Origin of the sequence: Labrys monachus (genome assembly GCF_030814655.1) — a bacterium.
GTDB classification, from domain to species: domain Bacteria; phylum Pseudomonadota; class Alphaproteobacteria; order Rhizobiales; family Labraceae; genus Labrys; species Labrys monacha.
Genome location: NZ_JAUSVK010000001.1, coordinates 6,501,609 through 6,515,989, shown reverse-complemented (window position 1 = coordinate 6,515,989; position 14,381 = coordinate 6,501,609). Strand labels below are relative to the sequence as shown.

General features: G+C 67.7%; 17 protein-coding genes. 12 read left to right on the top strand and 5 right to left on the bottom strand.

Features of this window, described 5'->3' with window-relative positions:
- Positions 1-201 precede the first annotated feature (201 nt).
- Both J3R73_RS29685 and J3R73_RS29680 read left to right on the top strand, forming a co-directional pair.
- Positions 202-804: a YqaA family protein gene (locus tag J3R73_RS29685; RefSeq protein WP_307436043.1), complete on the top strand. Its 603-nt coding sequence runs from the start codon at positions 202-204 to the stop codon at positions 802-804.
- Positions 795-1,322 carry a disulfide bond formation protein B gene (locus J3R73_RS29680; protein WP_307436041.1) on the top strand — a complete coding sequence of 176 codons (528 nt, stop codon included), beginning with the start codon at positions 795-797 and terminating at the stop codon, positions 1,320-1,322. Before J3R73_RS29685 ends, J3R73_RS29680 begins: the two co-directional genes overlap by 10 nt.
- Before the next feature lie 15 nt (positions 1,323-1,337).
- On the opposite strand, the gene J3R73_RS29675 is transcribed toward J3R73_RS29680, so the two are convergent.
- Positions 1,338-2,513, bottom strand: coding sequence for an NAD(P)/FAD-dependent oxidoreductase (locus tag J3R73_RS29675; RefSeq protein WP_307436038.1), 1,176 nt, complete (start codon positions 2,511-2,513; stop codon positions 1,338-1,340).
- A gap of 150 nt (positions 2,514-2,663) precedes the next feature.
- Here J3R73_RS29675 and J3R73_RS29670 point away from each other — a divergent pair, with 150 nt between their 5' ends.
- Positions 2,664-3,134, top strand: coding sequence for a thiol-disulfide oxidoreductase DCC family protein (locus J3R73_RS29670; RefSeq protein ID WP_307436035.1), 471 nt, complete (start codon positions 2,664-2,666; stop codon positions 3,132-3,134).
- Positions 3,131-4,219, top strand: coding sequence for a molybdenum ABC transporter ATP-binding protein (gene modC / locus J3R73_RS29665; RefSeq protein WP_307436033.1), 1,089 nt, complete (start codon positions 3,131-3,133; stop codon positions 4,217-4,219). The genes J3R73_RS29670 and modC overlap by 4 nt, the downstream gene beginning before the upstream one ends.
- A 133-nt stretch (positions 4,220-4,352) precedes the next feature.
- On the opposite strand, the gene J3R73_RS29660 is transcribed toward modC, so the two are convergent.
- A complete protein-coding gene (locus tag J3R73_RS29660; protein WP_307436031.1) occupies positions 4,353-4,721 on the bottom strand; it encodes a YkvA family protein in 369 nt (122 codons plus the stop codon).
- 194 nt (positions 4,722-4,915) lie between these two features.
- On the opposite strand from J3R73_RS29660, the gene sdhC reads away from it, so the two are divergent.
- The 4 genes from sdhC (at position 4,916) to J3R73_RS29640 (ending at position 8,435) form a co-directional block, all read left to right on the top strand.
- Entirely contained in the window at positions 4,916-5,347 is a 432-nt protein-coding gene (gene sdhC / locus J3R73_RS29655) for a succinate dehydrogenase, cytochrome b556 subunit (RefSeq protein ID WP_307436027.1), read from the top strand.
- A gap of 8 nt (positions 5,348-5,355) precedes the next feature.
- Complete coding sequence (gene sdhD / locus J3R73_RS29650; RefSeq protein ID WP_307436023.1) at positions 5,356-5,748, top strand: succinate dehydrogenase, hydrophobic membrane anchor protein; 393 nt, start codon at positions 5,356-5,358, stop codon at positions 5,746-5,748.
- Positions 5,749-5,753: 5 nt separating this feature from the next.
- Positions 5,754-7,580 carry a succinate dehydrogenase flavoprotein subunit gene (gene sdhA, locus J3R73_RS29645; RefSeq protein WP_307436018.1) on the top strand — a complete coding sequence of 609 codons (1,827 nt, stop codon included), beginning with the start codon at positions 5,754-5,756 and terminating at the stop codon, positions 7,578-7,580.
- Positions 7,581-7,655: 75 nt separating this feature from the next.
- On the top strand, positions 7,656-8,435 hold the full coding sequence (locus J3R73_RS29640) for a succinate dehydrogenase iron-sulfur subunit (protein WP_307436015.1): 780 nt from the start codon (positions 7,656-7,658) through the stop codon (positions 8,433-8,435).
- A gap of 23 nt (positions 8,436-8,458) precedes the next feature.
- On the opposite strand, the gene J3R73_RS29635 is transcribed toward J3R73_RS29640, so the two are convergent.
- Complete coding sequence (locus J3R73_RS29635) at positions 8,459-8,668, bottom strand: hypothetical protein (protein ID WP_307436013.1); 210 nt, start codon at positions 8,666-8,668, stop codon at positions 8,459-8,461.
- A 281-nt stretch (positions 8,669-8,949) separates the two neighbouring features.
- On the opposite strand from J3R73_RS29635, the gene J3R73_RS29630 reads away from it, so the two are divergent.
- The gene (locus J3R73_RS29630; RefSeq protein WP_307436010.1) at positions 8,950-9,525 is read left to right on the top strand and encodes an AprI/Inh family metalloprotease inhibitor; all 576 of its coding nucleotides are present in this window, start codon (positions 8,950-8,952) and stop codon (positions 9,523-9,525) included.
- Positions 9,526-9,851: 326 nt separating this feature from the next.
- Here the strand turns inward: J3R73_RS29630 and J3R73_RS29625 are convergent, their stop codons facing one another.
- Positions 9,852-10,826: a fatty acid desaturase gene (locus J3R73_RS29625; protein ID WP_307436006.1), complete on the bottom strand. Its 975-nt coding sequence runs from the start codon at positions 10,824-10,826 to the stop codon at positions 9,852-9,854.
- A gap of 151 nt (positions 10,827-10,977) precedes the next feature.
- Between J3R73_RS29625 and J3R73_RS29620 the strand changes: the two genes are divergently transcribed.
- From J3R73_RS29620 to J3R73_RS29610, 3 genes are all read left to right on the top strand, one after another.
- Positions 10,978-11,856, top strand: coding sequence for a helix-turn-helix domain-containing protein (locus tag J3R73_RS29620; protein WP_307436004.1), 879 nt, complete (start codon positions 10,978-10,980; stop codon positions 11,854-11,856).
- A gap of 69 nt (positions 11,857-11,925) precedes the next feature.
- Entirely contained in the window at positions 11,926-12,375 is a 450-nt protein-coding gene (locus J3R73_RS29615) for a hypothetical protein (RefSeq protein ID WP_307436001.1), read from the top strand.
- A gap of 143 nt (positions 12,376-12,518) precedes the next feature.
- Entirely contained in the window at positions 12,519-13,457 is a 939-nt protein-coding gene (locus tag J3R73_RS29610) for an alpha/beta fold hydrolase (RefSeq protein ID WP_307435998.1), read from the top strand.
- Between the two features lie 34 nt (positions 13,458-13,491).
- On the opposite strand, the gene hisN is transcribed toward J3R73_RS29610, so the two are convergent.
- Positions 13,492-14,286, bottom strand: a complete 795-nt coding sequence (gene hisN / locus J3R73_RS29605; protein WP_307435995.1) for a histidinol-phosphatase — start codon at positions 14,284-14,286, stop codon at positions 13,492-13,494.
- Between the last annotated feature and the right edge of the window lie 95 nt (positions 14,287-14,381).

Sequence of the window (14,381 nt, the reverse complement as noted above, 5' to 3'; positions counted from 1 at the left end):
ATGCCGAATAAATGCAGCCGATATGATTAACGAACCTTCACTCGCTGCCTCTATGCTGGCCCGCCATCGGGTCTTTTATGGGGCGTGATGAGCGCCGCCGGACGGGCCGGCCCCGAACGGGAAGTTGATCGCGAACGGACGTGCCCCGATGGATTTCCGGCGGCAATGCCGGTACAGGACAGGAAATCATGCGGGAACCCCATGCTGCGCCGCTTCTATGACTGGATGATCCATCTCTCCGAGAGTCGCTTCGCGGTCTGGGTGCTGGGTTTCATCTCCTTCGCCGAAAGCTCGTTCTTTCCGTTCCCGCCCGACATCATGCTGGTGCCGATGTCGGTGGCGCAGCCCAGGAAGGCCTGGTTCTATGCCACCGTCTGCACCATCACCTCCGTGGCGGGCGGCATCGTCGGCTATGCGATCGGCGCCCTGCTCTACGAGACGCTCGGAGCCTGGCTGATCAGCGCCTACGGCTATGAGAACGGCGTCGAGCAGTTCCGCTGCCTCTATGCGGAATGGGGCACCTGGATCATCCTCATCAAGGGCCTGACCCCGATCCCCTACAAGATCGTGACGATCACCTCCGGCTTCGCCGGCTACAGCCTGTTCTGGTTCGTGGTGTTCTCCGCGATCACCCGCGGCGCCCGTTTCTTCATCCTCGCCGGCATCCTCAACTATTTCGGAGCGCCGCTGCGGGCCTTCATCGAAAAACACCTGACGCCGGTCGTCATCGGCTTCGTGCTGTTCCTCGGCGCCGGCGTTCTCGCTTCCCATTATCTGTTCACGCCGGGAACCACATGCCATTAGCGCCCGCCCAGCCCCGCAGCCGAACCGGCGCCTATGCCGCCCTTCTCGCGGGCTTGATCGCCCTTGCCGTCATCCTCGCGGCCCTGGTGCTGCAATACGGCTTCGGCTACGCGCCCTGCCCCCTCTGCCTGCAGCAGCGCTGGCCCTATTACATCGGCGCGCCGGTGGCCATCCTCCTCGGCCTGTTCGGCGGCAACCTGCCGCCGAAGGTCATGGCCGCGCTGCTGGTGCTGCTGGCCGCGCTCTTCGCGTATGGCGCCGCGCTCGGCGTCTACCAGGCCGGTGCCGAGTGGAACTTCTGGCTCGGGCCGAGCGACTGCTCGGCCGGCAATTCCGGTGCCAACCCGTCGGATGTCGGCGGCCTGCTCGATGCCATCAACACCTCCACCGTGGTGTCCTGCACCAATCCGCGCCTGCGCATCCTCGGCGTCTCGCTGGCCGGCTGGAACGCGGTGGTGATGGCCGTGCTCGTCGTCGTCACCCTCCATGGGGCGTGGCGGACCGCCAAGGCGCGGTGATCGCCACCCGGCGCGTCAGATCACGTTGAGCTCGAACACCGGCCGGTTCTCGACCACGCGCCCATAGCCGAACACGCCGAGATCCAGCGTCTCGAAGCGGCCGGCGGTGATCAGTTCGGCGAGCGCGCGGCCGGCGGCGGGCGACTGCTGCAGGCCATGGCCGGAAAACCCGTTGGCGAAATAGAAGTTCGGCATCGCCGGATGCGGGCCGATGATCGCGTTCTGGTCGAGCGTGTTGTATTCGTAATGCCCGGCCCAGGCCCGCACGAGCCTGAGCTCCTCCATTGCCGGGACCTGGGCGGCGAGCGCCGGCCAGATGACGTCCTCGAACAGGGCATGGTTCACGTCGAAATCGCCGTCCGCCCGCGGATCCTGCGTCTCGTCCTCGGCGCCGCCGCAGATATAGACCTCGCCTTCCGGCCGGATGTAGATGCCGCCGGGATCGACCAGCATCGGCATGCCCGGCAGCGGCGTGCGGCAGCGCACCACGAACACCGAGCGCTTGCGCGGCTCGACCGGCAGCGCCAGCCCCGCCATGGCGGCGACGGTGCCGGCCTGCGGGCCGGCGGCGTCGACGAGCACGCCGCAGGCCAGCCGCCCACCCGATTTCAGCCTCACCGCGCTCGCCCGTCCGGCCTCGTGCTCGATGCCCACCACTTCGTCGCGCAGATAGACGGCGCCCGCCTCGCGCGCCGCCTTGCGGAAGAGATCGAGCAGGGAATGGGCGTCGAACCAGCCCTCCCCGCTCTGCCCATAGGCGCCGGCGGCGATGTCCTCGACATTCAGCCAGGCGAAGCGCTGCTTGAGCGCCTCCGGCCCGAGCAGCACCACATCGGCTCCCTCCGCCTGCTGGACGCGCCAGTTCTGTTCCAGGATCGGCTTGCCCGCCTCGGTGGCGAGGAGCAGATAGCCGCCCTCGTGGAAACCGACATCCGCCGAGGGCCCAAAGCGCTCCTTGAGGGTGCGGATGACCTCGAGCCCGAACAGGCTCATGCGGATGTTCTCCGGCGTCGAGAACTGCTGGCGGATCGAGGCGGCCGAGAGCGTCGTCGAGGAGAAGGCGTAGGTCGGATCGCGTTCGACCACCGTGACCGAGCCGGCATAGCCCAGCTTCGCCTTGAGGAAATAGGCGGTGGCCGAGCCGATGGCCGCGCCGCCGATGATCACGATGTCGGAAGAGGAGGATGTCACGTCGAGCCTGCCTGTGAGAAAGCCGGACGTTGCGGGCGCCGGCCCGTTTTCCTATGATCGCGGCATGGCATCGCGCAAGTGCTTCCATGACCGCACCGCTCCCATGCCGATGCTTCCCCTGACGGAAGGCCGGCCGGGGGAGCGCGCATCGTGAGCGGATGGAAGCCGCGCCCGGCCGGTGGCCTGCCCGACGGGCTCGTCCTGTTCGACGGCGTGTGCGTGCTGTGCTCGGGCTGGGTCCATTTCATCCTGCCGCGCGATCCGGCCGGACATTTCCGCTTCGTCGCCGTCCAGAGCGCGGCCGGCCTCGTCCTCGCCGAGCGCTTCGGCCTGTCACCCGGCGATCCGCAGACCGTCGCCGTGGTCGGCGGCGGCCTCGTCCATTTCAAGGGCGACGCCCTGCTCGCGGTCCTGGACCATCTGCCGGGGTGGCGATGGACGCGGATCCTCAGGGGAGTGCCGCGTCCGATCCGCGACTTTGCCTATGATCGCGTCGCCCGCAACCGCTACCGCTGGTTCGGCCGGCGCCAGGCTTGCCTCCTGCCGGGGCCCGGCGAGCGCGGCCGCTTCATCGACGATCCGGCGGCCCTCGCCGGCACCGGCACGGCCGCTGCGGCATGATCGACGTCGACATCACCATCCGCCGCGCCGGCTTCGTGCTCGATGCCGCCTTCACCGCGGATGGCGGGCTCACAGCGCTATTCGGCCGCTCGGGCTCGGGCAAGTCGACCCTGCTCAACGCCGTGGCCGGCCTCGTCCGGCCCGAACGCGGCCATATCCGCGTCGGCGGCACGGCTTTGTTCGAAGCCGGCAGGGTCTTCGTGCCGCCGCACCGCCGGCGCATCGGCCTCGTCTTCCAGGACGCCCAGCTCTTTCCGCACCTCACCGTGCGGCAGAACCTCGACTTCAGCAGCTGGTTCGGCCGGGCGCGGTCCGAACGGCTCGACTTCGACATGGTGGTCGGCGTGCTCGGCATCGCGCCCCTGCTCGGCCGGCGGCCCGGCTCCCTGTCCGGCGGCGAGAAGCAACGCGTGGCGATCGGCCGGGCCCTGCTGGCTGCGCCCCGGCTCCTGTTGATGGACGAGCCGCTCGCCGCCCTCGACGCGCCGCGCAAGCTCGAGATCCTGCCGCTGATCGAGCGCGTCCGCGACGAGATGCGCGTACCCATCCTTTATGTGTCGCATGCCGTGGAGGAGGTGGCGCGCCTCGCCAGCCGCATCGTGCTGCTCGAGGCAGGCCGGGTGGCGCGCGTCGGATCGCCGCAGGACGTGCTGGCGCCGCTGTCCGGGCAGCCGCCGGCGGGATCGCTGCTGAACGCCCGTTTCGATGCGGTATCGCTGCTCACGGCACGGGTGCTGTCCTATGACGAGCGCTACGGATTGAGCACGCTCGACCATCCGGCGGGCCGGATCAGCATTCCCGGGCGGGCCGGGCCTCCCGGCGCGGCCATGCGCGTGGTGGTGCGCGGCAGCGACGTGTCCCTCGCCATGCGCGCGCCGCAGGACGTCAGCATCCGCACCATGCTCGCCGGCCGCGTCACCGGGATCGCCGTCGACGAAGGCCCGGTCGCCCGCGTCGACCTCGCTTTGGCCGGCGGCGACAGGCTTTCGGCCTTCGTCACGCGCAACGCCGTCGACGAACTCGGCCTCGCCCAAGGCGGGGACGTGGTGGCGATGATCAAGGCCGCGTCGATCGACGCGCGGTGACGTCACACCGGCCGTGCCGCCCAGGGGTCGAGCGTCCCGACGCCCATGGGCATGAAATCCTTCACGTTCCTCGTCACCACCGTCATGGCGTGGACGAGCGCCATGGGATTGCCGAGCGACGGCCGCAGAGGATTCAGCGCGCCTTCGCTTCGTCGAGCCAGCGCTCGGCCGCCTCGCGGTGGCGCGGATGGATCGAGCCGGCGATCATGCGCAGCGCGGCATAGAGGATCGCCGCATCGTCGGTATAGCCGAGCCCGACGACGAAATCGGGAATGACGTCGACGGGAAACACGAAATAGGCGAGCGCCGACGCGAGCACGACGCGGACCCGCAGCGGCGTCTGGCGGTCGAGCACCGCATAATAGGCGGCGAGCAGGTCGGCGGCGAAAGGCACATGCGCCAGCACGCGCCTCAGCTTGGGGAGGAAGTCGGCGCGCAACGCCTCCTCGCGCCGCGCGAAGCCGGCATCCGACGCATTCTCGCCATGACCATGGTTCGCCATTCGCCGCTCCTTCGACTCACGATGTGGCCCCCGCGGCAGCGGATTCAAGACCGGCGCCGCCGCGCCCGCTGCGACTGCATGCAAAATCGGAAGGGCAGGACAGATTTGCGACGCTTTGCATTGCGTCCGGCGGTATGAAGGGATATCGCATCGCAACGAGATTATAACGGATCGAAACTGGAGGCTTTTTCCCGATGGCCGATCCAAACGTGCCAGCCGACCGTCCCAGGGCCTGGGCGGACAGGCCCCTGTCTCCGCATCTTCAGGTCTATCGCTGGCCCATCACCATGACGATGTCGATCCTGCATCGCGCCACCGGGATCGCCCTCTATGCCGGAACGCTGCTGCTGGCCTGGTGGCTGCTCGCCGCCGCGACCAGTTCGCAGGCCTTCGGCCTGATGCAATGGTTCATCGGCAGTCCCATCGGCCTCCTCATCCTCCTCGGCTATACCTGGGCGCTGATGCACCACGCGCTGGGCGGGATCCGGCATTTCATCTGGGATCTCGGCCATGGCCTCGGCCCGGGTGACCGCGACCGCATCGCCAGGGCCAATCTGATCGGCTCGATCGTGCTGACGCTGCTGTTGTGGATCGTCGGCTACTGGGCCCTCGGCGGCACGAATTGAGGCACGACATGTCGAAGACGCCCAGCCTGAAGACCCCTCTCGGCCGCGTGCGCGGCCTCGGCTCGGCCCGGTCCGGCACCCGCGATTTCTGGCGCCAGCGCCTGACCGGCGTCGCCATGGTGCCGCTCACCGTCGCCTTCGTGCTGACGGTGATCTATCTCGCCCGGGCGAGCCAAGCCACCGCGATCGCCACGCTGAGCTCGCCGCTGATCGCGATCCTTTTGTTTTTGTTCATTGTCGCCGGCATCGTCCATATGCGGATCGGCATGCAGGTGATCATCGAGGATTATGTCCATGACGAGACGATGAAGATCGTCGCTGTCATGGCCAACACCTTCTTTTCGCTCCTCGTGGGTGCGGCCTGCATCTACGCCTTGCTGAAATTGAATTTCGGGATTTGACCCAGATGGCCGACGGCTCCGTCAATCAGCCTGCCTATGGCGGCAAAGCATATGACATCACCGACCATACCTACGATGTCGTGGTCGTCGGAGCCGGCGGCGCGGGACTGCGCGCCGTGGTCGGCTGCTCGGAGGCGGGATTGCGCACCGCCTGCATCACCAAGGTGTTCCCGACCCGCTCCCACACCGTCGCCGCCCAGGGCGGCGTCGCCGCCTCGCTCGGCAATATGGGCCGCGACGACTGGCGCTTCCACATGTACGACACCGTCAAGGGTTCGGACTGGCTGGGCGACCAGGACGCCATCGAATATCTGGTCCGCAACGCGCCGGCCGCCGTCTACGAGCTCGAGCATTGGGGCGTGCCCTTCTCGCGCACCGAGGACGGGCGCATCTACCAGCGTCCCTTCGGCGGCATGACCACCGATTTCGGCAAGGGCATCGCCCAGCGCACCTGCGCCGCCGCCGACCGCACCGGCCACGCCATCCTGCACACGCTCTACGGCGCCGCCCTCAAGCACAGTGCTGAGTTCTTCGTCGAATATTTCGCCATCGACCTCATCATGGACGAGGAAGGCGCGTGCCGCGGCGTCGTCGCGCTCAAGATGGACGATGGCACCCTCCACCGTTTCCGCTCGCACCGCACCATCCTCGCCACCGGCGGCTATGGCCGCGCCTATTTCACCGCCACCTCGGCCCATACCTGCACCGGCGACGGCAACGCCATGGTGCTGCGCGCCGGCCTGCCGCTGCAGGACATGGAGTTCGTGCAGTTCCATCCGACCGGCATCTACGGCGCCGGCTGCCTGATCACCGAAGGCGCGCGCGGCGAAGGCGGCTATCTCACCAATTCCGAAGGCGAGCGCTTCATGGAGCGCTACGCCCCGTCGGTGAAGGACCTCGCCCCGCGCGACATGGTCTCGCGCGCCATGACGATGGAGATCCGCGAGGGCCGTGGCGTCGGCAAGCTCAACGACCACATCCATCTCCATCTCGACCATCTCGATCCGAAGATCCTGCATGAGCGCCTGCCGGGCATCTCCGAATCCGCCCGCATCTTCGCCGGCGTGGACCTGACCAAGGAGCCGATCCCCGTGCTGCCGACCGTGCACTACAACATGGGCGGCATCCCCACCAATTATCACGGCGAGGTCCTGACCAAGAAGGGCAGCGATCCGGACGCCGTGGTGCCCGGGCTGATGGCGCTCGGGGAAGCGGCCTGCGTCTCGGTCCACGGCGCTAACCGCCTCGGCTCGAACTCGCTGATCGACCTGGTGGTGTTCGGGCGGGCGGCGGGCCTGCGCTGCGCCGAGATGCTGAAGCCCGGCGAGAAGCACGCCGATTTGCCGGCCAATTCGGCCGAGCTGGCGCTGTCGCGCCTCGACCGCCTGCGCTACGCGTCGGGCAGCACCGCCACGGCGGAACTGCGCCTGAGCATGCAGCGCGTCATGCAGAACGACTGCGCCGTCTACCGCACCGGCGAATCGCTCGCCGAAGGCAAGGCCAAGATCCACGACGTGTGGCAGGCCGCCGACGATGTCCGCGTCACCGACCGCTCGCTGATCTGGAATTCCGATCTCATCGAGACGCTGGAGTTCGACAATCTGATCGCGCAGGCCGTCGTCACCATGGACGGCGCGGAGAACCGCACCGAAAGCCGCGGCGCCCATGCGCGCGAGGACTTCCCGGACCGCAACGACAAGGACTGGATGAAGCACACGCTGGCCTGGGCCGACGGCCACAGCCGGACGGTGACCATCGACTATCGGCCGGTGCATGCCTACACGATGTCGAACGATATCCAGTACATCGAACCGAAGGCCCGCGTTTACTGAATTCCCGCGGGCGGACGTCATCCTTCCATCGATATTTCAAGACACCTTGCCGCAGATCCCGAAGAGACCTGATCCATGGTTCAGCTGACACTTCCCAAGAATTCGCGCGTCACGGACGGCAAGGTCTGGCCCAAGCCCGAGAACCAGGACCATCTGAAGGAATTCAGGATCTATCGCTACGATCCCGATACCGGCGCCAATCCGCGGACCGATACCTATTTCGTCGACCTCGGCGATTGCGGGCCGATGGTCCTGGACGCGATCATCTGGATCAAGAACAATGTCGACCCGACCCTGACCTTCCGCCGTTCCTGCCGCGAAGGCATCTGCGGCTCCTGCGCCATGAACATCGACGGCGCCAACACGCTCGCCTGCACCAAGGCGATGAGCGACATCAAGGGCACGATCAAGATCTATCCGCTGCCGCATCTGCCGGTGGTCAAGGACCTCGTGCCCGACCTCACCCGCTTCTATGCCCAGCATGCCTCCATCGAGCCCTGGCTGAAGACCGATACGGCGATGCCCGAGAAGGAGTGGCGCCAGTCCCGCGAGGATCGCGAGAAGCTGGACGGGCTCTACGAATGCATCCTGTGCGCCTGCTGCTCGACCTCCTGCCCGAGCTACTGGTGGAACGGCGAGCGCTATCTCGGCCCGGCAGTGCTGCTCCAGGCCTATCGCTGGCTGATCGACAGCCGCGACGAGGCGACCGGCGAGCGTCTCGACGATCTCGAGGACCCCTTCCGCCTCTATCGCTGCCACACCATCATGAATTGCGCGCAGACCTGCCCGAAGGGCCTCAACCCGGCCAAGGCGATCGCCGAGGTCAAGAAGCTGATGGTGACGCGGCAGGTCTGACCCGGCGGCCGCCGATGGCTGCGCTAATGCGTCGGACCCGTGATGTCGACATCGGCCTCGGGTTCGGCGGATCGGCGCGGCTGCAGGCGCGGCGAAGGGGCCGCGGGCACGGTGGCGGGGACGTGCAAGGTGAGCTTGGGCAGATGCAGCGCCGTCTCGACGCGGTCCGCCGGCGACGCGGTGGCCAGGGTCGACAGGGCGACCAGCACGGCATAGGCACCCGAGGCGGCCATCGAACATCTCCGGCATTCATCGCAACCGGCCGAATTATCGCGGAACGGAATGAATGGATGGTTACCGCGGGCGCTGGTCGGCAGGAATTATGACTGAATCCGCCGGTCATTCACCGTCGGCGCATCCGGCGCACGGCCCCTGCCTCCGAGGCGGATCGGCATGGCGGCGGCCTGGACGGGCCGAGGGAGGACGGCGGTGCCAAACCTTCCATTCCCGCTGTCGAAGCGCATTGCAATCTGGTATTGACGCATCGTGCCCCTGATTTGGACCGGATGGATCAATGAAGCTTTCTGCCCTGGCGATTATTCCCTGTGCCTTGGCTCTCGCCTCATGCGAGTCGACGAGCCGTTTCGATGGCATGTTCGGTTCGTCTCCCCGTCCCGTCGCTTCACGTCCGCATCCTGTCGGGGCGCCGGAACCGCTGATCGCGGCCCCTACGGAACCGGTTTCCTCCGAACCGCTGCCGCCCGTCGGCGGCAGCGTGGCACCGGGGTCCTCCGTTGCCGTGCAGCCCGGCGGCATGGCGCCGTCTTCCCAGAATCAGGTCGCCCTGCAGGCGCCCCCGCCGCCGGTCTCGACGGGCGGCATCGCCGGCAGCTGGAGGATCTCGGACGCGGCCCGCGGCAGCTGCGGCATCTCCTTGACGCGCCAGACCCTGCTCGACGTCTATCGCGCCACCCCCTCGGGGTGTCAGGCAGGCTCGCTCGCCAAGGTGAACGCCTGGCAGCAGCGGGGACAGGAGATCGATCTCCTCGAGCCCGGGGGACGCACGGCGGTGCGCCTGTTCCCGACCAGCGACGGCGCCTATGAGGGCGCTGCCACCATGTCGGGCGCCAAGATCCGCATGACCCGGTAGCAAGGCCGCTCCGCCGTCCCGCGGAAATGGGCGCGCGAACGTCGCGCCCTTCGAGGCGGGCAGGGAGAGGCGCCACCCGCCATCGCCGTCGAGGCCGGGGGAAGGTGTCATTTCGAAAAATTGACGGATTCGGGTGCCGCCCGGCAGATCTGTCTTGTCGGGACGGAGGCTGCCGGCCCGCCCCTTCCAACCTCGCTTTGCGCGGCCTCCCGCCATCGGTGAAGAGCCTTCCGCGCAACATCCTGGGTCGCGCCCGATGCGTTCCTGACCTGTGGCCGTCGCGCCCGGAATGACCTTCAATTTCCAAACGCGCTTGCGCGCGCCGGTCACGCCCCCGCAAGGGCCGGCGCCGGTGTTTCCGGCCTCTCGGCGTCCAGCGCCGGGACGCGGCCGAGCGGATGGATCAGGGTGTCGTGCGCGGTCAGGAAATAGCGCCGGGCGACATCGAGATAGCCGTCATAGACCAGGCCGCCATTGTCCCTCACCAGCCTGGCGCGATGGGCGCGATACCATGCCGGGATCTGGTACCAGGGCATCGTCGGCTGTTCGTGATGCACGACATGAAGGTTGTTGTAGAGGAACAGCAGCCCGAGCACCGGCGCGTTCTCGACGATGGCGGTGCGTTCGTCGACCTCGCTTTCGGCGCGGTGCTCGGCATAGGAGCGCACCAGCATCAGCGCCGTGCCCGGATAGACGATGGCGACGAAATACAGCAGCGGGTTGAGGCCGCAGGCGAAGACCAGCCACGCCAGCACGACGGCCAGCTGCAGCGCATGCCCCGCCCAGATGCGGCGATGCATCGCATTTCCCTGCCAGACGAGGCGGGCCTCGCGCTGCACGAAGCAATAGATCGAGCGCGCCGGGCCGATGGTGATCCGCCCCAGGAAGGTCGCGTTGGCCCGCACCGCCAGCGCATGCAGCAGGCCGAGCCGGTCCCACTGCTCCTGCGTCCAGTAATGCGATTCCGGATCGTCGAGGGGATCGGTCAGCCTTTCGTCCCGATGATGCACCAGATGGCTGATGCGGTAGGATTCGTAGGGCAGCCACAGCAGGAGCGGCCAGCAGCCGACGAGGCGGTTGACGGCCCGGCTGGCGGTGGGGTGGCCGTGGATGATCTCATGCTGCAGCGACGCGTGCCAGGCGACCGTCCATGCGCCGAGCGGAATCCACAACCATAGCGGGAAAAGGGTGTGAAAATAGGTCAACACCCCCCAAAAACCATAGATTGTCCCCGCCAGCGCCACCGTCGGCCATTCGATCGGCCGCCGGACCCGCGCAATCCGCATTCCCGCCTTACGCATTCAAATTGCTCCAGAATACAAGGCAGAATGGGACGAATCGCTAAATCACACAAGGATGCTGTTATCTCTGAACATTGACATTTGTCGCCTTCTGTTTCTAAGTGTTGGTTATCGTCCTCTTTGTTGATTTTCATAAACATCGGCACACACCATGGCTCATCCGACGGCTGCGCAAGGCTTCCGCGACAGGCTCGAACGCGTGATCGCGCAGGCCGGCCTCAATCAGGCGGGCTTCGCCCGGCATGTGGGAATCGACCGCTCGACGCTGTCGCAGCTGCTGTCGGCCGACAATGACCGCCTGCCCCGGGCGGAGACCCTGGTGGCCATCGCCAAGGGCTGCCGCATCTCCATCGACTGGCTTCTGGGCCTCAGCCAGCGCGAGCAGGTCGGTGCGGAACTGGTGGAGGCCGTCCTCACCATCGAGACCCAGGCCCACGCTCCCTTCGACGAGCGCTTCCTGCGCTGGCACGCCGAAGCCGCCGGGCGGAAGCTGCGCACCGTGCCGATGTCCTTCCCCGACTTCATGAAGACCGACGAGGTGATGCGGTTCGAATATGCCGCGGCGCTGGGCCCGGAGCCCAATCCGCTGCTGACGGAGCGCCGCCGCCATATCATCGCCTCCATCCGCGACGGCGGCGAGATGGAAGCCTGCGTCTCCCTCCAGGCGCTGCAGGCCTTCGCCGAAGGCCGCAGCCAGTGGCAGGGGCTCGACGCCCCGGCCCGCCACGCCCAGCTCAATGCCATGGCGGCGCTGACGGACGAGCTCTATCCGACCCTGCGCCTCCACCTCTACGATCTCAGGCAGACCTATTCGGCGCCCTTCACCGTGTTCGGCCATTCGCGGGCGGCGGTCTATCTCGGCCCGACCTATCTCGTGCTCAATGCGAGCGAGCATATCCGCATGCTGACCCGCCGCTTCGACGACATCGTGCGGAGCGCGTCCATCCAGCCCCACGCCACCGCGGCGTTCCTGCGGGATCTCGCCGCCCCCCTCCCCGTCCGGCCGCTGTCGTTGATGAACGCAGGCTGAACGGACACTTGCGGCGGCATTCACACAGCGGCCGCTAGGATGGCGATCGGTCCGGTCTGGAGATGCATCATGTTCCGCAGAGCTCTGCTCGGCGTCATTGCCGGCCTCTTCCTGACCGGGGTGGCCCTGGCTCAGGACGCCCCCCTCTTCCGAGGCGCTCCCTTCGGCTTGATCCGCCGACTGCCTGCCCTGCCGCCGCCTCCGGCCGACGAATTGCCGCCGCCTCCCCTCCCGCGGGGCGGAGGGCCCCCGCCGGCCTATGCCGACCTGCTGCCGCCACGCGCCATCATCGGCAGCCTGTTCCGGCGCGGCTATCGCGATGTCGAGATCAAGCGCGTGCGGGGCGGCAGCTATATCGTCGTCGCCGGCGATCAGGACGGCGGTCGCGTCCTGATCGTGGTCGACGGCCGCACCACCGAGATTACGGGCCTGCGGCGGATCGGCTGGGATCATCCGCCCCGCCAATGGAGCGACGACGATTGGTCGCCGCCGCGGCCCTGGAGTGGTCCACGCTGGTAAGATGTCTGTACGGCGTGATTCCGGAGCGGTCCGGCAGCCCGCCTGCGCCCTCGGTGCAGGCGGGCTCGTTCGCCCTCAGCATGGGTGCGCGGCCGGCCTGAAAGATGCTATGGAGCGGCTTCCCTCCTCGCCTCCGGGGTTTCATGCCGCTGTTCGACTGCCCCGAAAATCCCTGTCCCGCCGGTGCCGTGGTCGAGATGATCAAAGCGCGGGACGGCATCACGCTGCGCACTGCGCGCTGGGCTTCGCTGTCCCCCCGGCCGAAGGGAACGGTCTGCCTGTTCCAGGGCCGGTCGGAATTCATCGAGAAATATTTCGAGGTGATCCGCGACCTGCGCGCCCGCGGCTTCGCGGTGGCGACGCTCGACTGGCGCGGCCAGGGCGGATCGGACCGCCTGCTGAGCGATCCTCGGCTCGGCCATATCGGCGACTTCCGGGATTTCGGCCGGGACGTCGAGGCTTTCGTCCGCCAGATCGCCCTGCCCGAATGTCCGCCGCCCTTCTACGGGCTCGCCCATTCGATGGGTGCCGCCATCCTCTTCGACACCCTGCCACCCGGGGCGTCCTGGTTCGAGCGCCTCGCCGTCACTGCGCCGATGATCGACATCGGCGGCAAGCCGCCCGCCGCCCGGCTGACGGCCCGTGTGCTCAGCCTCGCCGGCCTGTCGGAGCGCATCGTGCCGGGCTGGTCGCCGCATCCGGTCGCGCTGAAGCCGTTCCTGGGCAATCCCGTCACCTCGGACCCGCTGCGCTATGGCCGGGCCGCTATCGTCGCCGAGCGCGCGCCCGCGCTCGCCATCGGCGGGCCGACCATCGGCTGGGTCCGGGCGGCATTCGTGGCGATGGACCGGCTGCTGGATCCCCGCTTCGGCGCGGACTGGCGCATCCCCGTGCTGGCCTTCCTCGCCGGCGAGGACCGGGTGGTGTCGTCCTCGGCGGCCGAGCATTTCACCGCAAGGCTGCGCGCGTCCCGCACGCTGACGCTGCCGGGAGCCCGGCACGAGATCATGCAGGAACGCGACGACATCCGGAACGCCTTCTGGGCCGCCTTCGACGCCTTCGTGCCGGGATCGCAGCCCTGAAGCGGGAGGGCCGGGGCCGCTGCCCTGCGATGCCTCAGGCCTCGAACGAGGCCTGCAGCAAAGCGAGCGCTGCCGCATGGACCCGCGCATCCCCGGCGGCGACGATGCGCCCGCCTGCCTGGGCCGGACCGCCGTCCCAGGTGGTGATGACGCCGCCCGCCCCCTCGATGATCGGAATCAGGGCAGTGATGTCGTAAGGCTGGAGGCTGGCCTCGATGATGAGGTCGACGAGCCCCATCGCCAGCATGGCATAGGCGTAGCAGTCGCCGCCATAGCGCGAGAGCTTCACCTTCTCCTCGATGACGGAAAAGCGCACCTGCTCGGCGGGCGCCATCAGGCGCGGCGTGGTGGTGTAGAGCACCGCGTCGGCGAGGGTGGCGCAGGGACGGGTGCGCAGCACGCGTTCGCCGCCGGGACCGCGATATTTGGCCGAACCGCCGTCGCCCGAAAAGCGCTCGCGGGTGAAGGGCTGATGCATCATGCCGTAGCAGGGCTGCCCGTTGCGCAGCAGCCCGATCAGCGTGCCCCAGCCGACCATGCCGGAAATGAAGGATTTGGTGCCGTCGATCGGGTCGAGCACCCAGACGAACTCGGCATCGAGCCGCTCGGAGCCATATTCCTCCCCCATCACGCCATGGGTGGGAAAGGTCGCCCGGATCTTCTGGCGGATCGCCGCCTCGGCCGCGCGGTCGGCCTCGGTGACCGGATCGAAATCGACCCCGCCCGACTTGTCCTCGACGCCGAGAGCCGAACGGAAGAACGGCATGATCGTCGTGCCCGAGACGTTCGCCAGCTCATCCACAAAAGCTTCGAAATCCACCGGCGCCATCGCTTTTTCTCCCGCTCCCGGACGCTGCATCCGGCAGCCCGCGCCGACTTCCACTAGAGCAAACCCCTATGCGCGGAAACACCTTTTTGCAGCGG